The organism is Rhodococcus sp. 15-2388-1-1a, from assembly GCF_002259145.1.
In the GTDB taxonomy this organism is placed as follows: domain Bacteria; phylum Actinomycetota; class Actinomycetes; order Mycobacteriales; family Mycobacteriaceae; genus Rhodococcoides.
Map to the genome: position 1 here is coordinate 50,576 of NZ_NPFP01000026.1, position 22,960 is coordinate 73,535.

Below are 22,960 nucleotides of genomic sequence, written 5' to 3' on the forward strand. Positions count from 1 at the left end.
GAGATCCTATCGTCAACGTCACTGAGCTCTCGCGCGGTCACCTGGTCTTCGCTGCGACGAACGGCGGCGCGACCACTTCGCAGCGCAACGCTCGCCCACGAACGTCGACCTCGACCTCCGTGCCCACCTCAGGAGCGGCTTCCGCGTCGAGCAGGGCGAGTGCGATTCCGATCTTGAGCGACGGCGAGAACGTGCCGGACGTCGTCGTTCCGATCTGCTGTCCCGAAGCCCTGACGGCGAGGCCGGGGCGCAGCACACCGCGTTCGAGGGCCTTCAGTCCGCGCAGCACTCGCGCCGGTCCGCTCGCCTTCTCGGTGGACAGGGCTTCCTTGCCCCAGAACGTGTCCTTCTTCCACCCGATCGCCCAGCCGCAGCGCGCCTCGAGCGGCGAGATATCCAGTGCCAGTTCGTGTCCGTGCAACGGGTACCCCATCTCGGTGCGCAACGTGTCGCGTGCACCGAGCCCGCACACCTGGCCTCCGCGCGATCGCACGGCAGCCATGAGTGCCCGGAAGAGCGGTTCCACATCTCCTGCGGGAGGAACGAGCTCGTAGCCGTGTTCGCCGGTGTATCCGGTCCGGCAGACGCGGACCGCCACCGAATTCCAGGTGGCGTCCTCGAATGCCATGTAGTCCATGTCCGTCGGCAGCCCCAGTTCCTGCAGGACCTCGGTCGATTTCGGTCCTTGCACGGCGAGCACTCCGAACTCACGATGCTGGTTCACCACCGAAACCCCGTCGGGTGCCTGCTCTGCCATCGCCGCGACGACCGCCGCCGTGTTGGCTGCGTTCGGCACCAGGAAGACGTCCTCGTCCGAGACGTAGTACGCGATCAGGTCGTCGACGACACCGCCGGATTCGGTGCAGCACAGGGTGTACTGCGCCTTGCCCGGTTCGATTCGGTTCAGATCGTTGGTGAGCACGGAGTTCACGAACGCAGCCGCTCCGGGTCCGGTCACCGACGCCTTGCCGAGATGCCCGACGTCGAAGAGGCCAACGGCCTCTCGCACTGCCGTGTGCTCGACGACGACACCGGCATACGACACCGGCATGGTCCAGCCGCCGAAAGGTGCGAATGTCGCGCCCAATTCGGTGTGCACGGCGTGAAGTGGTCCCTCGATCAGCTCGGTGTCGGTCATGGCGGTCACGCTAGCTCACATGGCGGCCGTTGCGGGCCCGGCAGACCGACTGCGTCCGGCGACGAGTCGTCATTAGGATCGGGGTACGTACACGTCAACCCCTACAGGAGCAGCCACGTGCCTTCACCCTCGACGCCTTCCCGCACTCTCGGACCCGACCTGGTCCTCGCGGGCAAGCTCGGTAAGAAAGTCGACGTTCTCGTCGTCGCGCTGAGTACGAGTGACGACGGACTCGAACTCGCCATCACCGACGACATTTCCGACGACGCCGTCGCCGCTGCGTTGCTGGACTCTTTCGAGTCCGTCGGCGCCACCGGCAAGGCCGACGAGCTGGTGCGCATTCCGGCACCGCCCGGCCTGTCCGTGGACAGCGTGCTGGCGGTCGGCCTCGGCAGTGCAGCCGACATCGACAGCGAGCGCATCCGCCAGTCGGCCGGAACCGCAGCTCGTGCGCTGAAAGGCGTCGATACGGCCGCAACGACGCTGTCGGCACTCGACCTCGGTGCGGCCGCTGAAGGCTTCTTTCTCGGCGCATATCAGTTCACCGAGTTCAAGTCGGCCTTGTCGGCACCGAAGTCCGACGCGCTTCCCCTCGCCCGCGTCGAGTTGATCGTTCCCGACACCCGCTCCAAGGACGCCAAGAACGAGCTGGCACGATCGCTCGCCATTGCCGAATCCGTCGCCGTAGCGCGCGATTTCGTCAACACCCCGCCGAGCCACCTCTACCCGGAGGAGTTCGCGGCGCAGGCCAAGGCCCTGGGTACGGCAGCGGGCCTGAAGGTCGAGATCCTCGACGACAAGACACTGGAGAAGGACGGCTACGGCGGCATTCACGGCGTCGGCAAGGGTTCTTCACGCCTGCCGCGACTGGTTCGGCTGACGCATTCGGGCGGTAAGCGGGGCGCGAAGAAGGTCGCCCTGGTGGGCAAGGGAATCACGTTCGACACCGGCGGCATCTCCATCAAACCCGCTGCGGGCATGGAGAACATGACCTCGGACATGGGCGGCGCGGCTGCGGTCATCGCGACGGTGATCCTGGCCGCGAAGGTCGGTCTGCCACTCGATGTCATCGCGACGGTGCCGATGGCCGAGAACATGCCGTCGGGCACCGCGCAGCGTCCGGGCGATGTCCTGACCCAGTACGGCGGCATCACCGTCGAGGTCATCAACACCGACGCCGAAGGCCGCCTGGTGTTGGCCGACGCGATCGTGCGCGCCTGCGAGGACGATCCGGATTACCTCATCGACACCGCGACACTGACCGGCGCTCAGGTGGTCGCACTCGGCAATCGAACTCCGGGGGTCATGGGCACCGAGGACTTCCGCGACCGCGTCGCCGAGATCTCTCAGGCCATCGGCGAAAACGCATGGGCGATGCCGTTGCCGAAGGAGATCCGACGCGAACTCGATTCCAAGGTGGCCGATCTGGCGAACGTCACCAACGGCCGGGCCGGTGGAATGCTGGCCGCCGCCCTGTTCTTGAAGGAATTCGTCGCCGACGGCGTCGAGTGGGCTCACATCGACGTCGCGGGTCCGGCGTACAACACCGGTGGCCCCTTCGGATACACCGGCAAGGGCGGCACCGGTGTTCCCGTGCGGACGATGTTCGCGGTCCTCGAGGACATCGTCGAGAACGGCTGATCGCGCTCGACCGTGCGTGCGGATCGTCGCCCGCACGCACGGGTGAGGTCAGAGATCGCGCTGCTGCTGCTCGCGCTTCCTGATGATCTTCTGGCGAGCGTCGTGGTCGCGCATGCGCTGGGGATACCCGGTCTTGCGGACGTCGTAGACCGGGATCTTCAGGTCGGGTCCGATCTTTCGTGCATATTTTTCATCGAGCGGCCGACGGGTCCATTCGCCGTCGTTCGCGACCAGTACGACGGTCAGCGGGGTGACCGTCGTCTTCGGCTCGACGTAGGCCTCGACACCGATTCGCGCCGCGGTCCAATCGGCCAGGTACTGGGCAACCGACCCCTCCGGGGCCCGTTTCGCGCCCCCGCCGCTGCGCTTGAGTCGATCGAACAATCCCACGAGAACATCCTTTTCGTACGGCCGATGGATCACCGGTTCTGGTGCCGGAATGTTGTTACCCGCCAGTTTGCCAGGCGTGTTGCACGCCCTAGGGGAACGGCGAGGCGATAACAATGGAAGGATGACATTAGAGGGTTCAGCTCTCTTGATAGTGAACCAAGGCTCGTGAAGTGAGTGAGTGAGTGAATTGCCGAGAGGGAGTGTCCACGTGGGCGCTGTGTCGAGCCGAACACGCTCGATCGGTGCCGTGTGCACCGGGGCCTCCGTCGAACCGAATCACGCAACTCTCGTCCATGAACCCTGTTCCGCCAGCACAATGGTCTGCGACCACAAGTCGTCGAACCACATCACCCGCATACAACTGTCGAGGAGTCAACAGACATGGCCTTCTCCGTCCAGATGCCAGCTCTTGGTGAGAGCGTCACCGAGGGAACTGTCACGAGGTGGCTCAAACAAGAAGGCGACACCGTCGAAGTCGACGAGCCATTGCTCGAAGTCTCCACGGACAAGGTCGATACCGAGATCCCGTCGCCTGCAGCCGGTGTCCTGACCAAGATCGTCGCTCAGGAAGACGACACCGTCGAGATCGGTGGCGAGCTCGCCCAGATCGGTGACGCAGGCGAGGCTCCCTCGTCCGATGCACCGGCCGAGGACGCAGCGCCCGCCGAGGAATCGGCACCCGAGGAAGCTGCCGAGGAGCCCACTCCCGCAGCCGAGCCCGAGCCGCAGGCCGAGGAGGAGGCACCCGCAGCGAGTGCATCGTCCGACTCGTCCGGATCCGGCACGCCGGTGACGATGCCCGAGTTGGGCGAGTCCGTCACCGAGGGCACCGTGACTCGGTGGCTCAAGGCTGTCGGTGACGAGGTTGCTGTCGACGAGCCGCTGCTCGAGGTGTCCACCGACAAGGTCGACACCGAGATCCCGTCTCCGGTCGCCGGAACTCTGCTCGAGATCTCCGCCGAGGAAGACGACACGGTCGCCGTCGGTGGCCAGCTCGCCGTCATCGGATCGGGATCGCCGGCCGAGAAGGCCCCCGAGCCCGAGGCCACCCCGGAGCCCGAGGCTCCGAAGGCCGAAGAGCCGAAGAAGGAAGAGCCGAAGAAGGAAGAGCCCAAGAAGGAAGAGGCTCCCAAGCAGGAAGCTCCGAAGGCCGAGCCCAAGCAGGAGGCTCCCAAGGCAGCTCCCGCCAAGGAGTCGGCACCCTCGGGTGATTCCAGCCCGTACGTCACTCCCCTGGTGCGCAAGCTGGCGTCGGACAACGACGTCGACCTGTCGACCGTGAAGGGCACCGGTGTCGGTGGACGCATCCGCAAGCAGGATGTGCTCGCCGCAGCCGAGGCCAAGAAGGCTCCGGCCGCTCCGGCCACCGCTGCTGCGCCCGCCGCCGCATCGAAGCCCGCTGCCCCGGCCACCGCAGGTGTTCGTCCGGAGCTCGCGCATCTTCGCGGAACCACGCAGAAGATCAACCGGATTCGGCAGATCACCGCGAAGAAGACGCGTGAGTCGCTGCAGACGTCTGCACAGCTCACGCAGACCTTCGAGGTCGACGTGACGAAGATCGCCGGTCTGCGGACCAAGGCGAAGGCGAAGTTCGCCGAGAACGAGGGCGTCAACCTGACGTACCTGCCGTTCTTCGCGAAGGCGGTCGTGGAGGCTCTCAAGGCGCACCCCAACGTCAACGCGAGCATCAACGAGGACGCCAAGGAGATCACGTACCACGCCGATGTCCACCTCGGTATCGCCGTGGACACCGAGCAGGGTCTGCTCTCCCCCGTCATCCACAATGCGGGCGACCTGTCGCTCGCCGGACTGGCTCGGGCGATCAACGACATCGCCTCCCGTGCACGCTCGGGCGGACTGAAGCCCGACGAGCTGTCCGGTGGCACGTTCACCATCACCAACATCGGCAGCCAGGGCGCGCTGTTCGACACCCCGATCCTGGTTCCGCCACAGGCGGCCATGCTGGGCACGGGTGCGATCGTCAAGCGTCCGGTCGTCGTCAAGGACGACTCGGGCAACGAGTCGATCGGTGTTCGCTCGATGTGCTACCTGCCGCTCACCTACGACCACCGTCTGGTGGACGGAGCCGACGCCGGACGCTTCCTGACGACGATCAAGCAGCGTCTCGAAGTGGCGTCGTTCGAGGCCGATCTCGGCCTGTAGGCAACCGGCGAATCGCGCCTCTCACGTATTCTCGTGAGAGCGCGAAACATTCGCATCGGAGTCTCGACAAGAGGGGCACGAACCGTGCATCCGGGGCATCATTCGTTCGCGAATGATGCCCCGTTTGCGTCAAGGAGGCTTTCGTTCACATGCGCGTAGTCATTGCAGGTTCATCGGGTTTGATCGGCACTGCCCTGGTCGCAGCGCTGCGGGGTCGTAGCCACGACGTCACCCGCCTGGTTCGGAGATCGCCGGCGGGGCCGGACGAGTCGCAGTGGGATCCGTCGCGCGGGAGCATCGACGCGGCCGCGCTCGATGGTGCCGACGCGATCGTCAACCTCTGTGGTGTCGGAATCGGCGACAAGAGGTGGTCCGGTGCGTACAAGCAGCTGGTGCGAGACAGTCGCATCGCTCCCACCGAGGTTCTCGCCGGGGCTGCCGCCGACGCGGGTGTACCCACCCTGATCAATGCCAGCGGCGTCAACTTCTACGGCGACACGGGCGATCGAGTGGTCGACGAGACGGCTCCCGTCGGTGACGGATTTCTGGCCGAGGTCTGTCGCGATTGGGAGAATGCCACGACAGCGGCGTCGGAAGCCGGTGTCCGCACGATCATGCTGCGCAGCGGTGTCGTGCTGTCGCAGCGCGGCGGAATGTTGGGCAAGCTTCGCCCGCTGTATCTGTTCGCCCTCGGCGGGCGGCTCGGCAGTGGACGCCAGTACTTCCCGTGGATTTCCTTGGAAGACGAGATCGGTGCCATCGTCCACGGTATCGAGAACGACTCCCTGCGTGGACCGGTCAACATGGTCGGTCCAACTCCGGTGACCAACGCACAGTTCAACAGCGCGATGTCGCGCGCGGTGCACCGTCCGGCACCCTGGGTCGTCCCCGGCTTCGCGCTGAAGGCCGTCATCGGCGAGTTCGCCGAGGAAGCCATTCTCACCGGCCCACGCGCCATTCCGAAAGCCCTGGAGGACGCGGGCTACACGTTCGAGCACAACACCGTGGGAGAGGCACTGCGGGTGGCTGTGGGTGGCTGACGCGGCGTACCGTTCCGATTCATGAGTGATGCGAACTCTTCGTCGGTCGCCGTGTCGGCACGCGCGAGCTCCGAGCCGGTCGTGGTGCGGGAGTTGGGCACCGTCGAGTACACGGAGGCGTGGGCACTGCAGCGCGAGCTGGCCGGTGCCCGGGCGGACGGTACCGGCTCCGACACGATGCTGCTGCTCGAGCATCCGTCCGTCTACACGGCGGGCAGGCGTACCTCCGAGGAGGACATGCCGCGGGACGGTACCCCCGTTGTCGAGGTCGATCGCGGCGGCAAGATCACCTGGCACGGTCCCGGCCAGTTGGTCGGGTACCCCATCGTCAAGCTCGCGCAGCCCATCGACGTCGTCAGGTACGTACGCCGTATCGAAGAAGCTCTGATCTCCGTCGTGTCCGCCTACGGCATCGGCTGCGGGCGCGTCGACGGTAGGTCCGGGGTGTGGCTCGCCGCGCAGCCGAGAGACGGCGTGTGGCTGCCCGAACGCAAGATCGCGGCGATCGGGGTCCGTGTTCAGCGCGGAGTGACGCTGCACGGTTTCTCACTGAACTGCAACGCGGCCATGACCGGTTTCGATGCGATCGTGCCGTGCGGCATCGCCGATGCGGGTGTGACGTCGCTGTCGCTGGAGCTGGGCCGAGACGTCACCGTCGCCGAGGTCACCGCTGCTGTGACCGAGGCCGTTCTGGCTGCGCTCGACGGGTCGATGCCCGTGCAGGATCACGAGATCGAGCATCCGGCGCTCACGGAGGCGTCGATCAACCCGCAGTTCACGACGGTCCGCTTCGGCGCGTAGCATCGAAGCTGTGACTGTGGCCCCAGAAGGACGCAAGCTGCTCCGCCTCGAGATCCGAAACGCGGAGACCCCCATCGAACGCAAACCCAACTGGATCAAGACCAAAGCCAAGATGGGCCCGGAATACACCGAGCTCAAGGGTCTTGTGAAGCGTGAAGGTCTGCACACGGTGTGCGAGGAAGCCGGCTGCCCCAATATCTACGAATGCTGGGAAGATCGCGAAGCGACCTTCCTCATCGGCGGTGAGCAATGCACCCGCCGTTGCGATTTCTGTCAGATCGACACCGGCAAGCCGGAGGATCTCGATCGAGACGAGCCGCGCCGGGTGGCCGAGAGCGTGCAGGCCATGGGTCTGCGCTACTCCACGATCACCGGAGTCGCTCGGGACGATCTGGAGGACGGCGGCGCGTGGCTGTACGCCGAGACGGTTCGGTACATCAAGAAGCTCAATCCGAACACCGGCGTCGAGCTGCTCATCCCGGACTTCAATGCCAAGCCCGATCAGTTGGCCGAGGTCTTCTCGTCACGGCCCGAGGTGTTGGCTCACAACGTCGAGACGGTGCCGCGCATCTTCAAGCGCATCCGTCCGGCCTTCCGATACCAGCGGTCGATGGACGTCATCACCGCAGCCCGCGACGACGGTCTGGTCACCAAGTCCAACCTGATCCTCGGCATGGGTGAGACCCCGGAAGAGGTTCAGGAAGCCATTCGCGACCTGCACGAGGCCGGATGCGACATCCTGACCATCACCCAGTACCTGCGCCCGTCGCCGCGCCACCATCCGGTCGAGCGTTGGGTCAAGCCGGAGGAGTTCGTCGAGCACTCCGATTACGCGACCGAAATCGGCTTTGCCGGTGTGTTGGCCGGGCCGTTGGTCCGCTCCTCCTACCGAGCCGGACGCCTCTACGCACAGGCCATGGCACATCACGGCCGCCAGCTTCCCGAGAGCATGAGCCACCTGACCGACGGTGGCGAAGCGTCACAGGAGGCCAGTTCGCTGATGGCACGACTGGCTGCTCGCTGATCCTCGCCTCAACCCGGCGCGGTGCGAGTGAGCGCCGGCACAGGACGTATCCTGTGAGGTATGGCGAACGGCAGTAAGGCTGGCAAAGCAGCAAAGCCCAGCAAGGAAGCAAAAGCGGCTGCCAAGGCAGCGCGCAAGCAGGCATCGAGGGAACGGCGCAAGCAGCTCTGGCAGGCGTTTCAGATGCAGCGCAAGGACGACAAGGTTCTCCTTCCGCTGATGATCGGCGCGGTGGTCGGGCTGGGGCTCCTCGGATTCCTCATCGGCCTGGCCTTCGATTTCCAGTGGTTCCTGCTCCCCATCGGACTGCTCCTGGGCGTCCTGGTCGCGTTCATCATCTTCGGACGCCGCGTGCAGAAGTCGGTGTACAAGAAGGCCGACGGTCAGGCCGGCGCGGCCGCGTGGGCCCTGGACAATCTGCAGGGATCGTGGCGGGTGACCAACGCAATCGCCGGAACCACCCATCTCGACGCGGTGCATCGCGTCATCGGCAAGCCCGGTGTCATTCTCGTAGCCGAGGGTGCACCGCATCGCGTGAAGTCACTGTTGGCTCAGGAGAAGAAGAAGACCGCCCGCCTGGTGGGCGACACTCCGATCTACGACATCATCGTCGGCAACGAAGAGAACCAGATTCCGCTCTCGGGTCTGCAGAAGTATCTGTCCAAGTTGCCGAAGAACATCGACGGCAAGCGCATGGACACCATCGAGTCGCGGCTCTCCGCATTGGGCACCAAGGGGGGCCCGGCGATGCCGAAGGGACCCATTCCCGGCGGAGCCAAGATGAAGGGCGTTCAGCGCACCATGAAACGCCGCTAGCCTCTCACGATCACTCGGACAGCCCTGGTGCGACGACCCCTCAGCGGGCCCGCAGCAGGGCTGTTCCCGTTGCGCGGTCGTGCATGCCTCGGCCGTCCATGTCCGTGACTACGGCCGGGACGACGAACAGCAGAATCAACTGGCGCACCAGCGCGCGCACGAAGCCGACCCGCGCCTGCGCGTCGATGCGTGCCACCTGAATACCGACGATGAACTGGCCAGGGGTGAACGAGAACAGCGAGACGCTCACCAGTCCGACGCCGAACCACACGGCGAGCACGATCGTCGAGATCAGTCCGCTCGTGGTGTAACCACCGAGAATCAGCGACGCCACGCCGGTGGCCATCGTCCAATCCAGCACCAGCGCGAGGATTCGACGTCCCGTGCCGGCCAGCGCGCCGACGCCCTGCTTCGGAAGGCCCAACTCCTCCCCGCGGAAGTTCTGAGGTTCACGCGGGTTCGCGGCCGCCGGTCCGGACAACCAGGACCCTGTCATTCGTGCCATGATTTCCAGGATAGGCGCGGACGGGCACACGGGAAAACACGCGGACGTACTGTTGTTCGTGCCACTCGTGAACCAGGACGCGTAACACGGGCGAAACACGAGCTTGACGGGCGGGCAACACCAAGTCCATACCGTCAGGTCGACGGACTCAACAAAGGAGCAAAAGCGTGGCGTTTTCCACGGCCCAAGAGGTCATCAAGTTCATCGCGGATGAAGGAATCGAATACGTCGACATCCGGTTCACGGATCTGCCGGGTGCACAGCAGCACTTCTCGATCGCCGCCAAGGCGTTCACGGCGGACACGCTGGAAGACGGCCTTGCGTTCGACGGCTCGTCCGTCCGCGGCTTCCAGTCCATTCACGAGTCCGACATGATTCTGCTTCCGGACTACGCCACCGCTCAGGTCGATCCCTTCCGCAATGCCAAGACGCTGAACATCGACTTCTTCGTTCACGATCCGTTCACGCGTGAGGCCTACAGCCGCGACCCGCGCAACGTCGCACGTAAGGCCGAGGAGTACTTGGCCAGCACCGGCATCGCCGACACCGCGTACTTCGGTGCCGAGGCCGAGTTCTACATCTTCGATTCCGTGCGCTTCGATTCGCAGGCGAACGGCGCGTTCTACGAGGTCGATTCGTCCTCGGGTTGGTGGAACACCGGAGCCGAGACCGAGGCCGACGGAAGCCCGAACCTCGGCTACAAGGTGCGCTTCAAGGGTGGCTACTTCCCCGTCGCTCCGTACGACCACTACGTCGACCTGCGCGACCAGATCTCGACCAACCTGCAGAACGCGGGCTTCGAGCTCGAGCGTGCGCACCACGAGGTCGGCACCGGCGGCCAGCAGGAGATCAACTACAAGTTCAACACGCTGCTTCGCGCAGCGGACGACCTGCAGCTGTTCAAGTACATCGTCAAGAACACCGCGTGGCAGAACGGCAAGTCGGCAACATTCATGCCGAAGCCGCTCTTCGGCGACAACGGCTCGGGTATGCACGTCCACCAGTCGCTGTGGAAGGACGGCAAGCCTCTCTTCCACGACGAGGCCGGATACGCCGGACTGTCGGATCTCGCACGCCACTACATCGGCGGCATCCTGCACCACGCGCCGTCGCTGTTGGCGTTCACCAACCCGACGATCAACTCGTACCACCGCTTGGTGCCGGGCTACGAGGCCCCCATCAACTTGGTCTACAGCCAGCGCAACCGCTCTGCCGCGGTTCGTATCCCGATCACCGGCAACAACCCCAAGGCCAAGCGCCTCGAGTTCCGTGCGCCGGACTCCTCGGGTAACCCCTACCTGAACTTCGCCGCTCAGATGATGGCTGGTCTGGACGGAATCAAGAACAAGATCGAACCGATGGCTCCGGTCGACAAGGACCTCTACGAGTTGCCGCCCGAGGAAGCCAAGAACATTCCTCAGGCACCTACCTCGCTGAATGCCGTGATCGACCGACTCGAGGCCGATCACGACTACCTCACCGAGGGTGGCGTGTTCACCACCGACCTGATCGAGACCTGGATCTCGCTCAAGCGCGAACAGGAAATCGCTCCGGTGAACCTGCGTCCGCACCCGTACGAGTTCTCGCTGTACTACGACGTGTGATCGTCTGATTACTCACCGACAACGCCCGGCCGAATCTTTTCGGCCGGGCGTTGTCGCGTTCTCGATTGTTTCCGTTCGGCGTCGTTTCGGGCAAGCGACAAAAGAATTCGTACCGGTCGGAGTTTGATAGTCGGTACGCGGGGTAAAGGTATTTATCCGCTACCGGCGAACAGAGGACGACAACTGCATGGATGCACTGTGGGAATTCATCGTCGGACGGCGAAGGCAACTGGCGATCGACTCCTATCTGCATGTCTCGGCGGTCGTGCAGTGCGTCGTCATCGCCACCGTCATCGGGGTCGCAATCGGAGTTCTCGTCTACCGCAGCCCCGCTGGGTCGGCGATCGCGACGGCGCTCGCGAGCACGATCCTGACGATCCCCTCGTTCGCGCTGCTGGGTGTTCTCATCCCCATCATGGGATTGGGCGTGCGGCCCACGGTGACTGCGTTGGTCCTCTATTCCCTGCTGCCCATCATTCGCAACACCGTGGTCGGGCTGGCGGCAGTCGATCCGGCCGTCGCCGACGCCGCCCGCGGTATCGGCATGAGTCGCACGCTGGTGCTGCGGCGCATCGAAATCCCTCTCGCCTGGCCGTCGATTCTCACCGGGATGAGAATCAGCACGCAGATGGCCATGGGCATCCTGGCCATCGCTGCGTATGCGAAGGGCCCTGGCCTGGGCAACCTGTTGTTCTCCGGGCTCGCACGCGTAGGCAGCCCAACGGCCCTACCGCAGGCCCTCACCGGCACTGTCCTGATCGTCCTGCTGGCGTTGATCCTGGACGGGATCTACGTGTTGATCGGCAAACTGACCACCTCGAGGGGTATCCGTGAGTGACTCGACCCGTACATCGAACGTCTCCGGCGCGGAAATCGTGCTCGAGAACGTGACCAAGAGCTACCCGGGCCAGAAGCTCGCGGCGGTGGACAACGTGTCCATGACGATTCCCGCCGGCGAGGTCGTCGTTCTGGTCGGGCCCTCGGGCTGTGGCAAGACGACGACGATGCGCATGATCAACCGGCTGATCGAGCCGACGTCGGGCCGCATCACCATCGGCGGCAAGGATGCGCTCTCGATCGACCCCAACGAGTTGCGTCGCACCATCGGCTACTCCATTCAGCAGGCGGGTCTGTTCCCGCACATGACGATCGCGCAGAACGTCGGCATGGTGCCCGGGCTCATCGGGTGGAACAAGAAGCGCATCGACGATCGCACCGACGAGATGCTCGATCTCGTCGGGCTCGATCCGGCGGTGTACCGGCAGCGCTATCCGCGCCAGCTCTCGGGTGGCCAGCAGCAGCGTGTCGGCGTCGCCCGCGCTCTCGCCGCCGATCCCCCGGTGTTGCTGATGGACGAGCCCTTCGGCGCGGTCGATCCGATCACCCGAGGACTGCTGCAGGACGAGTTGATGCGGCTGCAGGCGGAACTGGGCAAGACCATCGTGTTCGTGACCCACGACTTCGACGAGGCCGTGAAACTCGGCGACCGGATCGCCGTTCTGGGCAACCAGTCGACCATCCTCCAGTACGACACTCCGGAGGCCGTTCTCGCCAACCCCGCAGACGACACCGTCGCCGGTTTCGTCGGTGCCGGAGCGGCATTGAAGCAGTTGACCTTGATGCGGGTACGCGACATCGAACTGTCCGACGTCCCTGTTTTCGGCGAGGACGATTCGGTGGAGACGATGAACACCGCTCTGGGCTCCGATCCCGAGGCGTGGGGAATCATCCTCGACGCACGGAAGCGCCCGCTCCGCTGGACCGATCGACGCCACCTCGTCGGAGTGGGGAGCCTGCGCGACGTCGGTGTGCCGATGGGTGAGATGGTCTCGACGCAATCCACCCTGCAGGACGCACTGGAAGCGCTGCTGTCCGAGGGCAACGCGACGGCCACAGTGACCGGCAACCGCGGCGAGTACGTCGGCACCGTGACGATCGACGTACTGATCGACACCATCAAATCCCTGCGGTCTCAGCACGCGAACGATCACGACGAGGCGCGCAGCGACGTCGGGACGCCGTCGTGACCACACTCGCAGATACCGGCGACGACACGAAAGACACCGCGCGAGCCGCCAAGCGCGCCGAGCGACTACGGCTTCTCATCCAGCCGGTCGTCGTTCTCGTCATCGTGGCGGCGCTGCTGGTCTACACGTTCAGCCGGGACCTCACCGCCACCCAGTCGGGCACCCTGAACGCCGGCAGCATCACCACTGCCGTCCGCGAGCACGTGGCGATCACGTTCGTCGTGACGGCACTCGTACTCGCCATCTCGGTACCGCTCGGGATTCTGCTGACGCGGCCCGGGTATCGAAAGCTGGCTCCGCTGTTCATCGGTATCGCCAACATCGGTCAGGCAGCGCCGGCAGTCGGATTGCTCGTGCTGTTGTTCCTGGCCACCGGATGGACCGGATTCACTGCGGGCGTTCTGCCCATCGCGTTCTACTCGCTGCTTCCGGTGCTGCGGAACACCATGTTGGGCTTCCAGACAGTCGATCCCAACTACATCGATGCCGCACGCGGACAGGGCATGTCGAACATGGGCATCCTGCGGCGCATCGAGTTTCCCCTCGCGGTTCCGTTCATTCTCGCCGGTCTGCGTACCTCACTCGTGTTGGCCGTGGGCACCGCGACCCTGAGCTTCCTCGTCGGAGCGGGCGGTCTGGGCGTGTTGATCGATACCGGCTACAAGCTCAACCAACCGATCATCCTGGTGGTGGGAGCGGTTCTTGCCGTCGCTCTCGCACTTCTGGTCGATTGGCTGGGCGCACTCGCCGAGGCATTCCTCGGACCGAAAGGACTCCGCTGATGCGGCGCACCACTCGACGACTCGCGGCTCTGTGCGCTGCGGCAACACTGGCGCTCTCGGGATGCGGACTGCAATCCGGCGGTGCCATGCCGTTGTCGGTCGAACCGGGAAGCATCACCCCGCTCCCCGGCCTCGAAGGTGCCCAGTTCACCGTCGGTTCCAAGGACTTCACCGAGCAGATCATCCTCGGCTACATCCTCGAATTCGCGTTGAGCGCGGCCGGTGCCGACGTTCGTGACCTGACCAACATCGCCGGCTCGCAGAGCGTGCGGCTGGCCATGCAGAGCGGCCAGGTGGACGTTGCCTACGAGTACACCGGCACCGGCTGGATCAACTTCCTGGGCAACGAAACCCCCATTCCCGACGCCACCGAGCAGTTCGAGGCCGTGCGCGACGCGGACAAGGCCAACGGCATCGACTGGGTCAACCCGGCACCGATGGACAACACGTATGCGTTGGCCATGAATCAGCAGGTTGCACAGGAGACCGGGGTGCGCACCCTGTCCGACTACGCCGCTCTTGTGAACCGCGACCCCGCCGCAGGCGCACTGTGTGTGGAGACCGAATTCAACAGTCGCCAGGACGGATTGCCCGGGCTCGCCGCCACGTACGGGTTCGACGCGAGCACGTTGCCGGTGCAGATTCTGCAGACCGGCGTCATCTATCAGGCCACGGCCGAGGGCGCGCAGTGCAGGTTCGGTGAGGTGTTCACCACCGACGGACGTATCAAGGGCCTGAATCTGACGGTTGTCGAGGACGACAAGTCGTTCTTCCCGCGCTACAACGCGACCGTCATCATCCGCCAGGAGGTTGCCGATCAGTACCCCGAGATCGCCGAGGTGACCGCGCCGATCTCGGCTGCGTTGACCAACGAGGCCATTTCCGAGCTGAACAAGCAGGTCGACATCGACGGGCGCGAGCCTGCGGACGTGGCACGGGACTGGATGGTTCAGCAGGGGTTCGTCACCGTCGGCAGTGATTAGAGACAGACGGGACTAGTTCCCGCCGAAGGTCCGCTCCACCACTGCCTTTGCCCGACGCGTCACGCGCAGGTAGTTGTCGAGGAACGCTCCGGCGTCGCCGTTCTCCCAGCCCGCCACCTGTGCGACTGCGGAGAGCACAGCTCCCGGTGCCGGCAGCTGATCGGTCGGCTTACCGCGGACCAGTACCAGTGCGTTGCGCGCCTTCGTCGCCAGGATCCATGCCTCCCTGAGCAATTCGACGTCGGTTTCGCTCATCAGCTCGGCCGCACCGATGGCGTCGAGTGACTGCAGGGTCGAGGTGTTGTGCAGCGTCAGGACTTTGTGCGCGTACCTGAGCTGAATGAGCTGAACGGTCCACTCGATGTCTGCCAGTCCGCCACGTCCGAGCTTGGTGTGGGTGGCGGGGTCGGCCCCCTTGGGCAGACGCTCGGAGTCGATGCGCGCCTTGATGCGTCGAATTTCGCGGACCGCGTCGGCGGACACGCCGCCCTCGGGGTAGCGCACCTTGTCGGCCATGAGCAGGAATCGGATTCCGAGATCCTGGTCTCCGGCGACCTGATGTGCGCGCAGCAGCGCCTGCACTTCCCAGGCCTGTGCCCACTGCGAGTAGTACGCGGCGTAGGACGCCAGGGTGCGCACCACCGGGCCGTTGCGGCCTTCGGGCCGCAGACCCGTGTCCACCTCGAGGGGTGGGTCTGTGCTGGGCGCACCGAGCAGCTTCCGGATACGGTCGGCAATGGTGTTGGCCCACTTGACCGCAACGGTCTCGTCGACTCCGTCCACCGGATCGCAGACGAACAGTACGTCCGCGTCGCTGCCGTAGCCGAGCTCACCGCCGCCGAGCCGTCCCATGCCGATGACGGCGAGAGTTGCCGGAGCCGGTTCGCCGCGCTCGATCTCGCTGGCCCGAATGGCAGCTGCCAGAGCGGCATTGATGACGGCGGCCCAGACCGAGGACAGCGCGCGGCACACCTGAGGCACATCGAGCATTCCCAGAATGTCCGCCGAGGCCACCCGCGCCAGTTCGTGGCGTCGTAATGCCCTGGCCGCGTTGATGGCTCGCACCGGGTCCTCGTACCGAGCCGAGGACGACAGGATGGCGCGGTAGGTCTCTTCCGGCTCGACGTCGAGCAGTCGCGGGCCGGTCGGTCCATCGGCGAACAACCGAATGACTTCCGGAGCCTTGATCAGCAGGTCCGGTACGTAGGCCGAGGAGCCGAGCACGATCATCAGCCGTTGTGCCACAGCGCCTTCGTCGCGCAGCACGCGCAGAAACCACGTCTGCTCCCCCGCCGATTCGGACAGTCTGCGGTAGTTGAGCAGTCCGGCGTCGGGATCGGGGGTGTCGGCAAGCCATTCGAGCAGCGTCGGAAGCAACACGGCCTGAATCTGACCGCGGCGGGTACCCGAGCCGACGAGCGCACGCAGGTGGCCCAACGCGTTCTGCGGGGTCGCGTAGCCGAGTGCGGCGAGCTGTCGCGTCGCGGCGTCGGGGGTCAGACGCACTGTCTCGGAGTCGAACTTGACCACCGAGTCGAGCAACGGCCGATAGAAGAGCTTCGCGTGCAACCGCCTGATGCGCTGCGCGTTGCGTTTGATCTCGGCGTTGAGCACGCCGAGGGCGTCGCGGTTGCCGTCGGGTCGCATGTGCGCCGAACGAGCGAGCCACCGCAGGGCTTCCTCGTCGTCCTGAGGAGGCAGGGTGTGTGTGCGACGCATCCGCTGCATCTGCAGGCGGTGCTCGATCAGCCGAAGAAACTCGTAGGAGGCCGTCAGGTTCGCAGCGTCGTCGCGGCCGACGTAGCCGCCCTCGGTGAGTGCGGTCAGTGCGTCGGTCGTGCCGAGTACGCGCAACGACTCGTCGGTGCGACCGTGCACCAATTGCAGGAGCTGGACGGCGAATTCGACGTCCCGCAGGCTGCCGCGTCCGAGTTTGATCTCGCGCTCGCGGAGCTCCGGCGGCACCATCTCCTCGACTCGACGCCGCATGGCGCGCACCTCGGGCACGAAATCCTCGCGCTGGCTGGCCAACCACACCATCGGGTTGACCGCGTCGACGTAGTCGTTGCCGAGCGCGATGTCGCCGGTCATGGGGCGAGCTTTGAGCAACGCCTGGAACTCCCAGGTCTTGGCCCAGCGCTTGTAGTAGGCGACGTGCGAATCCAGGGTGCGGACCAGCTCGCCGCGCTTGCCCTCGGGCCGCAGTGCCGCGTCCACCTCGAAGAACGCCGAGGATCCGATGCGCATCATCTCACCGGCGATGCGGCTCGCTTGCGAGTCGGCGGGCTCGGCGACGAACACGACATCGACGTCGGAGACGTAATTGAGTTCGCGCGCACCGCATTTGCCCATCGCGACAACGGCCAGACGCGTCGGACACGGAGCGTCAGGGCACACGGTGGCCACGGCAACGGCCAGCGCAGCAGTGAGCGCAGCGTCGGCCATGTCGGACAGTTGCGAACCGACCACCGTGTACGGCAGGACGGGTTCGTTCTCGACGGTCGCGGCGAGGTCGTACGCCGCCAGCACCATGATCTGGTCGCGGTACTTCTTGCGCAGCGCGATCACGGCGGGCGGCCCGATGACGGACGCGCGATACAGGGCGGGGGCGGCATTGGGGCCGGTCTCGGGCTCGGCCCCGACGACCTCGAGCAGTTCCGCAACCAGGGTGGCCTTGGTGGGGAGCTCGATCTTGGCCGAGACCCCGCTGCTCTGACCCGCCTTGGTCAGCAGCAGACGCCAGGTGCTGTCGTCGGCTACCAGGTGATCGGCGAGCGCACTCGACGCACCGACGAGACCGAGGATGCGCCCGCGGAATCCCTTGTCGGTGCGTAGTGCCGAGTCGAACTCCGCCCACCCGGCACCGAGCAGTTCGTACATCCGCACCAGGGTGCGCAGAGCGAGGTCAGCGTTGGGCGCACGGGAGAGCGACCACAGCAGCTCGAGGCTTTCCTCCCCCGTCCAGCCGAGGGTGCGCAGATCGGACGGCGCAGTTTCTTCGACGAGGCCGAGACGGCCCGGTCCGGGAACGACGGATCTGGAGGTCGGAGGACGCACCATCAGAATCCACCTCGGGGTGCCACAGAATTACCTCGTCGTCAGTACACAGCGGCGCGAGGGTGCTCGCGTCGGCATCGGAACTACCATTGAAGGATCGACTAGAACGTAGCCCATGACGACGCCGTGCTGTTAAAGACCCAGGTAGGCCTTCAGCTCGTACGGCGTGACGTGACTGCGGTACTCCTCCCACTCGCGACGCTTGTTGCGGAGGAAGAAGTCGAAGACGTGCTCGCCCAGTGCTTCGGCGACCAGTTCGGAGCCTTCCATCGCGTTCAGTGCCTGATCGAGGTTGCCCGGCAATTCCTTGTAGCCCATGGCGCGACGCTCCGCGGAGGTCAGAGCCCACACGTCTTCCTCGGCCTCGGGCGGCAGGGTGTAGCCCTTCTCGATTCCGCGCAGACCGGCAGCGAGCAGCACCGCGAACGCCAGGTACGGGTTGCAGGCCGAGTCGGGGCTCCGGATCTCGACGCGACGCGAGGATGCCTTGTTCGGGGTGTACATCGGCACGCGGATCAGTGCCGAGCGGTTCGCCGGTCCCCACGACGCTGCGGTCGGTGCTTCGCCGCCGCGCACGAGTCGCTTGTAGGAGTTGACCCACTGGTTGGTCACGGCGCTGATCTCGTTGGCGTGTTCGAGGATGCCGGCGATGAACGACTTGCCGGTCTCCGAGAGCTGCATCGGGTCGTCCGGGTTGTGGAACGCGTTGGCGTCGCCCTCGAACAGGCTCATGTGCGTGTGCATCGCCGAACCGGCCTGATCGCTGAACGGCTTGGGCATGAACGTCGCGCGCACACCCTCTTCGATGGCGACTTCCTTGACCACATAGCGGAAGGTCATGATGTTGTCGGCCATCGACAATGCGTCGGCGTAGCGGAGGTCGATCTCCTGCTGGCCGGGTGCGGCCTCGTGGTGGCTGAACTCGACCGAGATTCCCATCGACTCGAGCGCGTCGATGGCGTGCCTGCGGAAGTTCGGGGCCGAGTCGTGTACGGCCTGGTCGAAGTAACCGCCGTTGTCGGCCGGGGTCGGCGGTGAGCCGTCCTGCGGGGCGTCCTTGAGCAGGAAGAATTCGATCTCGGGGTGCACGTAGCAGCTGAATCCGAGGTCCGCGGCCTTGCTCAACTGGCGACGCAGCACGTGGCGTGAGTCGGCCCAGGACGGCGAGCCGTCGGGCATGGCGATGTCGCAGAACATCCGCGCCGAGTGCTGGTGCCCCTTGCTGGTGGACCACGGCAGAATCTGGAACGTCGACGGATCGGGCTTGGCCACGGTGTCGGCCTCGGACACGCGGGCGAATCCTTCGATGGCGCTACCGTCGAAACCGATTCCCTCGTCGAATGCCCCTTCGAGCTCGGCGGGGGCGATGGCCACCGACTTGAGGTACCCGAGGACGTCGGTGAACCAGAGGCGGACGAAACGAATGTCGCGCTCTTCGAGGGTCCGGAGCACGAATTCCTTTTGACGATCCATGAACGCGAGAGTAAGCAAACGGAGTTAAATCTGTGTTACATCGTGAATTCGGTCTCACTTCGTGAAACTCTCAGCACTCTTCCCGGGTCGTGAGGTAGCACGTCAGCACCGCAATCCGTCCCCCGGCGGAACCAGATCGACGAGGTAGTTCACCAACGGATCGTCGATGCACTCGACCCCCGAGAAGGCGACCGTGTGCTGGGTGCCCTCGTAGGTCACCAGATCGCCACGCAGCTGAGCGGCCAACTCCACACCTGCCTGGTAGGGCGTGGCCGGATCGTTGGTCGTCGAGACCACCACCAACGTCGGCAGTCCCTCGACGTCGACGATGTGCGGATCGCTGGTGTTCGGCACCGGCCAGAAAGCACACAGATCGAGCGGCGCATTGCCCGTCGCCCGGCCGTCGTCCAGATACGGCGCGGCGGCACGGAACCTGACGTCTGCCTCGTCGGCCGCTGCGCGATCGGTGGTCGGCGGGCCGTCGACGCACCGAACGGCGTTGAACGCGTCGTCGATGTTGGTGTAGCTGCCGTCCTCGAGCCGTCCGGAGTAGGTGTCGGCCAGCCGGAGCAGGGTGTCGCCCCTGCCGTCGCGCAGTTCGTTCAATCCGGCTCGCAGCAGACGCCACAGCTGCTGTGAGTACAGCGCCTGCTGCGTACCGGTGATCGCGTCGTCGTAGCTGAGACCGCGGGGATCGGTCGTCTCGGCCGGCCGGTCGATCAGCGGTTCCACCAGCGATCGGAACTGCTCGACGGCCTGCGCCGGATCGGTTCCGAGCGGGCAGGTGTCGGTCTGTGCGCAGTCCGCCGCGAACTGATCGAACGCGGTCTGGAACGCCGCACCCTGGGCGACTGCCTCGTCGACGGGTGACTGGTCCGGATCGAGCGCACCGTCGAGCACCATCGCGCGCACGTTCGACGGGAACTCCTCGGCGTACGCGGTCCCGATCCGGGTGCCGTAGGAGTAGCCGATGTAGGTCATCTTCTCGTCGCCGAGAACTGCGCGAATGACGTCCATGTCGCGCACCACTTCCCGGGTGCCGACGTGCTCGAGCACGTCCGCCCCGGTGCGCTCGACGCACTGCGCGGCGTACTCCCGATGTTCGGCCTCGGTCGCCGCGATGCCCTCGGGGCTGACGTCCACGTCTGGTTCGCTACGTTCCTGGTCGACTTCGTCGGATGTCAGGCACCGCACCTCCGGCTCGGATGCTCCGATACCGCGTGGGTCGAAGCCGATCCGATCGAAGCGCTCTGCGATCGCGGTGCCTTCGGCCTGCCCGGCGAGGTAGAGCCCCGACGAGCCGGGCCCGCCCGGGTTCATCAGTACCGATCCGATCTTCTCGCCCGTTGCCTTCGTCCGCGAGATGGCGACCTCGATCGTTGTGCCCTCGGGGTCGGCGTAGTCCAACGGCACTGTCACCATCGCGCATTCGACAGCACTTCCGAGTTCGCTGCCGTCGGTGTTGTACCGGTCGCAGGATTCCCACTCCGGAGTCTGGGTGTAGAACGCTTCGAGCCCCGAGGGGATCGGACCGACGGCCGATGCCGACGACGAACTGTCGGGCGCGGCGGAGTTCTCGGGAGTGGCAGTCGGCTCGGAGTTCGAGCAGCCGACGGCCAACACGGCGACCGTGGACAGTGCCACGGCCGTGCTCCTGGTGCGCGTTCTCATGGCACGATCGTGCCAGGTCTTTCGGGCGCTCCGCTCCCGCTGCCCGGCGGGGACGTCGTCCGAGCACTAGCGTGGGCGCAGTGCAGGCACTTCGACTCGCCCTGGCCCAGATCAACTCCGTCGTCGGCGATCTCGCAGCGAATTCAGCCGCGATCGTCGAGTGGACGGTCCGCGCAGCCCACGACGGTGCCAACGTGGTGGTGTTTCCCGAGATGGCGCTGACGGGATATCCCGTCGAGGATCTGGCTCTGCGGCCGTCGTTCGCCGCCGCATCGGCTCACGCCCTCACCGAATTGGCGACCGCCTTGGACAGTGCCGGGTGCGGCGACCGCATCGTGGTGGTCGGCTACCTCGATCGCGACGCCGAGGGCTCGCGGAACAGCGCGGCGGTCATCGCCGACGGACGGGTGACGACTCGATACGACAAGCACTCGCTCCCCACCTACCGAGTGTTCGACGAGGCCCGCTACTTCGCTCCGGGATCCGGCCTGAGTATCACGACGGTGAACGGCCTGCGGCTCGGTGTCGTTGTCTGCGAGGACATCTGGCAACCGGGCGGGTCCGTGCCCGCCTATGCCGCGGCCGGGGTCGACATGTTGCTCTGCCTCAATGCCAGTCCCTTCGAGCAGGGCAAGGACGAGGTGCGGCGCTCCATCGCCCTGCGACGGGCCACCGAGATCGGCGCTCCGATCGCCTACGTGAACGTCGTCGGTGGACAGGACGAGCTGGTGTTCGACGGGGCGAGCTTCGTCGTCGGGCCGGACGGTTCGATGTGGGGCCGCTCCCCTCAATTCGTCGAGCATCTGCTGATCGTCGACGTCGATGCCCCGACGACACCACATCCGGATGCCGCCGAGGTACCCGGCTGGACCATCGATCGGGTGACGCTCCCCGACGTCGCGGTCACCGGCTGGCAACGAGCCGAGCCGTCCCTCGCAGACATCGCGAGCACCGAGGAACAGGTGTGGGGCGCACTGGTGACCGGACTACGAGACTATGTGCACAAGAACGGTTTTCGTTCGGTGGCTCTCGGATTGTCCGGTGGTATCGATTCGGCAGTGGTCGCCGCCATCGCCGTCGACGCCTTGGGCCACGATGCGGTACACGGAGTGTCGATGCCCTCGACGTACTCGTCGGATCACTCCCGCACCGACGCAGAGGATTTCGCGTCGCGCACCGGTATCCATTTCCGTACCGAACCCATTGCGGACATGGTGGCCTGTTACGTCGACCAGCTGCATCTGACCGGCTTGGCCGAGGAGAACATCCAGGCCCGCTGCCGGGGCATGGTGTTGATGGCACTGTCGAACAGCTTCGGCCATCTGGTGCTGGCCACCGGCAACAAATCCGAACTGGCCGTTGGCTATTCGACGATATATGGGGATGCCGTCGGCGGCTTCGCGCCGATCAAGGACGTGCCGAAGTCGCTCGTGTGGGATCTGGCGCGCTGGCGAAACAAGTCCGCTGCCGATCGTGGGGACGTCCCTCCCATCCCCGAGTCGAGCATCGACAAGCCTCCGTCCGCCGAGCTTCGGCCGGGCCAACTTGATACCGACTCGTTGCCCGACTACGACGAACTGGACGCCATCGTGTTTCGCTACGTCGACCACGATCAAGGCTTCGCGGACATCGTGGCGGCCGGGTTCGACGCGGCGGTGGTCGCGGACATTCTGCGCAAGGTCGACGCGTCGGAGTACAAGCGGCGTCAATATCCGATCGGCACCAAGGTCACCTCTCGTGCGTTCGGACGTGACCGCCGCATGCCGATCACCAATGGCTGGCGGGACTACTCGACGCCCCACGGGATGTGACCAATTGCACTGCCGGTAGCGCTCCGGCAGGTCG

General features: G+C 65.4%; 18 protein-coding genes. 12 read left to right on the top strand and 6 right to left on the bottom strand.

Features of this window, described 5'->3' with window-relative positions; genetic code table 11:
- Positions 1 to 37: 37 nt before the first annotated feature.
- Positions 38 to 1,138 (bottom strand): glycine cleavage system aminomethyltransferase GcvT, encoded by a 1,101-nt coding sequence (gene gcvT / locus CH302_RS16065; protein ID WP_037193528.1) that lies wholly within the window; start codon positions 1,136 to 1,138, stop codon positions 38 to 40.
- Positions 1,139 to 1,255: 117 nt separating this feature from the next.
- On the opposite strand from gcvT, the gene CH302_RS16070 reads away from it, so the two are divergent.
- Complete coding sequence (locus CH302_RS16070; RefSeq protein WP_037192900.1) at positions 1,256 to 2,779, top strand: leucyl aminopeptidase; 1,524 nt, start codon at positions 1,256 to 1,258, stop codon at positions 2,777 to 2,779.
- A gap of 48 nt (positions 2,780 to 2,827) precedes the next feature.
- On the opposite strand, the gene CH302_RS16075 is transcribed toward CH302_RS16070, so the two are convergent.
- Entirely contained in the window at positions 2,828 to 3,169 is a 342-nt protein-coding gene (locus CH302_RS16075) for a hypothetical protein (protein ID WP_037192902.1), read from the bottom strand.
- 381 nt (positions 3,170 to 3,550) lie between these two features.
- Here CH302_RS16075 and sucB point away from each other — a divergent pair, with 381 nt between their 5' ends.
- The 5 genes from sucB (at position 3,551) to CH302_RS16100 (ending at position 9,013) form a co-directional block, all read left to right on the top strand.
- Positions 3,551 to 5,332 (top strand): 2-oxoglutarate dehydrogenase, E2 component, dihydrolipoamide succinyltransferase, encoded by a 1,782-nt coding sequence (sucB, locus tag CH302_RS16080; RefSeq protein WP_037192905.1) that lies wholly within the window; start codon positions 3,551 to 3,553, stop codon positions 5,330 to 5,332.
- 149 nt (positions 5,333 to 5,481) lie between these two features.
- Complete coding sequence (locus CH302_RS16085) at positions 5,482 to 6,372, top strand: TIGR01777 family oxidoreductase (RefSeq protein WP_037192907.1); 891 nt, start codon at positions 5,482 to 5,484, stop codon at positions 6,370 to 6,372.
- Positions 6,373 to 6,393: 21 nt separating this feature from the next.
- Positions 6,394 to 7,173 carry a lipoyl(octanoyl) transferase LipB gene (gene lipB / locus CH302_RS16090; RefSeq protein ID WP_037192909.1) on the top strand — a complete coding sequence of 260 codons (780 nt, stop codon included), beginning with the start codon at positions 6,394 to 6,396 and terminating at the stop codon, positions 7,171 to 7,173.
- Positions 7,174 to 7,183: 10 nt separating this feature from the next.
- A complete protein-coding gene (gene lipA, locus CH302_RS16095) occupies positions 7,184 to 8,197 on the top strand; it encodes a lipoyl synthase (protein ID WP_170945989.1) in 1,014 nt (337 codons plus the stop codon).
- A 60-nt stretch (positions 8,198 to 8,257) separates the two neighbouring features.
- On the top strand, positions 8,258 to 9,013 hold the full coding sequence (locus CH302_RS16100) for a DUF4191 domain-containing protein (protein ID WP_037192911.1): 756 nt from the start codon (positions 8,258 to 8,260) through the stop codon (positions 9,011 to 9,013).
- A 40-nt stretch (positions 9,014 to 9,053) separates the two neighbouring features.
- On the opposite strand, the gene CH302_RS16105 is transcribed toward CH302_RS16100, so the two are convergent.
- On the bottom strand, positions 9,054 to 9,518 hold the full coding sequence (locus tag CH302_RS16105; RefSeq protein ID WP_037192914.1) for an RDD family protein: 465 nt from the start codon (positions 9,516 to 9,518) through the stop codon (positions 9,054 to 9,056).
- Between the two features lie 167 nt (positions 9,519 to 9,685).
- Between CH302_RS16105 and glnA (CH302_RS16110) the strand changes: the two genes are divergently transcribed.
- The 5 genes from glnA (CH302_RS16110) (at position 9,686) to CH302_RS16130 (ending at position 14,914) form a co-directional block, all read left to right on the top strand.
- The gene (gene glnA / locus CH302_RS16110; protein ID WP_032368128.1) at positions 9,686 to 11,122 is read left to right on the top strand and encodes a type I glutamate--ammonia ligase; all 1,437 of its coding nucleotides are present in this window, start codon (positions 9,686 to 9,688) and stop codon (positions 11,120 to 11,122) included.
- Between the two features lie 187 nt (positions 11,123 to 11,309).
- Positions 11,310 to 11,960 carry an ABC transporter permease gene (locus tag CH302_RS16115; RefSeq protein ID WP_037192916.1) on the top strand — a complete coding sequence of 217 codons (651 nt, stop codon included), beginning with the start codon at positions 11,310 to 11,312 and terminating at the stop codon, positions 11,958 to 11,960.
- Positions 11,953 to 13,149: an ABC transporter ATP-binding protein gene (locus tag CH302_RS16120; RefSeq protein WP_037192918.1), complete on the top strand. Its 1,197-nt coding sequence runs from the start codon at positions 11,953 to 11,955 to the stop codon at positions 13,147 to 13,149. Before CH302_RS16115 ends, CH302_RS16120 begins: the two co-directional genes overlap by 8 nt.
- Entirely contained in the window at positions 13,146 to 13,931 is a 786-nt protein-coding gene (locus CH302_RS16125; RefSeq protein ID WP_037192920.1) for an ABC transporter permease, read from the top strand. Before CH302_RS16120 ends, CH302_RS16125 begins: the two co-directional genes overlap by 4 nt.
- Positions 13,931 to 14,914: a glycine betaine ABC transporter substrate-binding protein gene (locus tag CH302_RS16130; protein WP_037192922.1), complete on the top strand. Its 984-nt coding sequence runs from the start codon at positions 13,931 to 13,933 to the stop codon at positions 14,912 to 14,914. Before CH302_RS16125 ends, CH302_RS16130 begins: the two co-directional genes overlap by 1 nt.
- Before the next feature lie 12 nt (positions 14,915 to 14,926).
- Here the strand turns inward: CH302_RS16130 and CH302_RS16135 are convergent, their stop codons facing one another.
- The 3 genes from CH302_RS16135 to CH302_RS16145 all read right to left on the bottom strand — a co-directional run bounded on the left by CH302_RS16135 (position 14,927) and on the right by CH302_RS16145 (position 21,115).
- Positions 14,927 to 17,974 (bottom strand): bifunctional [glutamine synthetase] adenylyltransferase/[glutamine synthetase]-adenylyl-L-tyrosine phosphorylase, encoded by a 3,048-nt coding sequence (locus CH302_RS16135; RefSeq protein WP_037192924.1) that lies wholly within the window; start codon positions 17,972 to 17,974, stop codon positions 14,927 to 14,929.
- 129 nt (positions 17,975 to 18,103) lie between these two features.
- On the bottom strand, positions 18,104 to 19,444 hold the full coding sequence (gene glnA, locus CH302_RS16140; protein ID WP_032379097.1) for a type I glutamate--ammonia ligase: 1,341 nt from the start codon (positions 19,442 to 19,444) through the stop codon (positions 18,104 to 18,106).
- 102 nt (positions 19,445 to 19,546) lie between these two features.
- Complete coding sequence (locus CH302_RS16145) at positions 19,547 to 21,115, bottom strand: alpha/beta hydrolase (protein WP_037192926.1); 1,569 nt, start codon at positions 21,113 to 21,115, stop codon at positions 19,547 to 19,549.
- Between the two features lie 80 nt (positions 21,116 to 21,195).
- On the opposite strand from CH302_RS16145, the gene CH302_RS16150 reads away from it, so the two are divergent.
- On the top strand, positions 21,196 to 22,926 hold the full coding sequence (locus CH302_RS16150) for an NAD+ synthase (RefSeq protein WP_037192928.1): 1,731 nt from the start codon (positions 21,196 to 21,198) through the stop codon (positions 22,924 to 22,926).
- The last annotated feature ends 34 nt before the right edge of the window (positions 22,927 to 22,960 follow it).

What these genes read in the sequence shown, in the direction of transcription:
- gcvT (WP_037193528.1), bottom strand. Translation starts at nt 1,138, where the DNA reads ATGACCGACACCGAGCTGATCGAGGGACCACTTCACGCCGTGCACACC.
- sucB (WP_037192905.1), top strand. Translation starts at nt 3,551, where the DNA reads ATGGCCTTCTCCGTCCAGATGCCAGCTCTTGGTGAGAGCGTCACCGAG.
- CH302_RS16085 (WP_037192907.1), top strand. Translation starts at nt 5,482, where the DNA reads ATGCGCGTAGTCATTGCAGGTTCATCGGGTTTGATCGGCACTGCCCTG.
- lipB (WP_037192909.1), top strand. Translation starts at nt 6,394, where the DNA reads ATGAGTGATGCGAACTCTTCGTCGGTCGCCGTGTCGGCACGCGCGAGC.
- CH302_RS16100 (WP_037192911.1), top strand. Translation starts at nt 8,258, where the DNA reads ATGGCGAACGGCAGTAAGGCTGGCAAAGCAGCAAAGCCCAGCAAGGAA.
- CH302_RS16105 (WP_037192914.1), bottom strand. Translation starts at nt 9,518, where the DNA reads ATGGCACGAATGACAGGGTCCTGGTTGTCCGGACCGGCGGCCGCGAAC.
- CH302_RS16115 (WP_037192916.1), top strand. Translation starts at nt 11,310, where the DNA reads ATGGATGCACTGTGGGAATTCATCGTCGGACGGCGAAGGCAACTGGCG.
- CH302_RS16130 (WP_037192922.1), top strand. Translation starts at nt 13,931, where the DNA reads ATGCGGCGCACCACTCGACGACTCGCGGCTCTGTGCGCTGCGGCAACA.
- CH302_RS16135 (WP_037192924.1), bottom strand. Translation starts at nt 17,974, where the DNA reads ATGGTGCGTCCTCCGACCTCCAGATCCGTCGTTCCCGGACCGGGCCGT.
- glnA (WP_032379097.1), bottom strand. Translation starts at nt 19,444, where the DNA reads ATGGATCGTCAAAAGGAATTCGTGCTCCGGACCCTCGAAGAGCGCGAC.
- CH302_RS16145 (WP_037192926.1), bottom strand. Translation starts at nt 21,115, where the DNA reads ATGAGAACGCGCACCAGGAGCACGGCCGTGGCACTGTCCACGGTCGCC.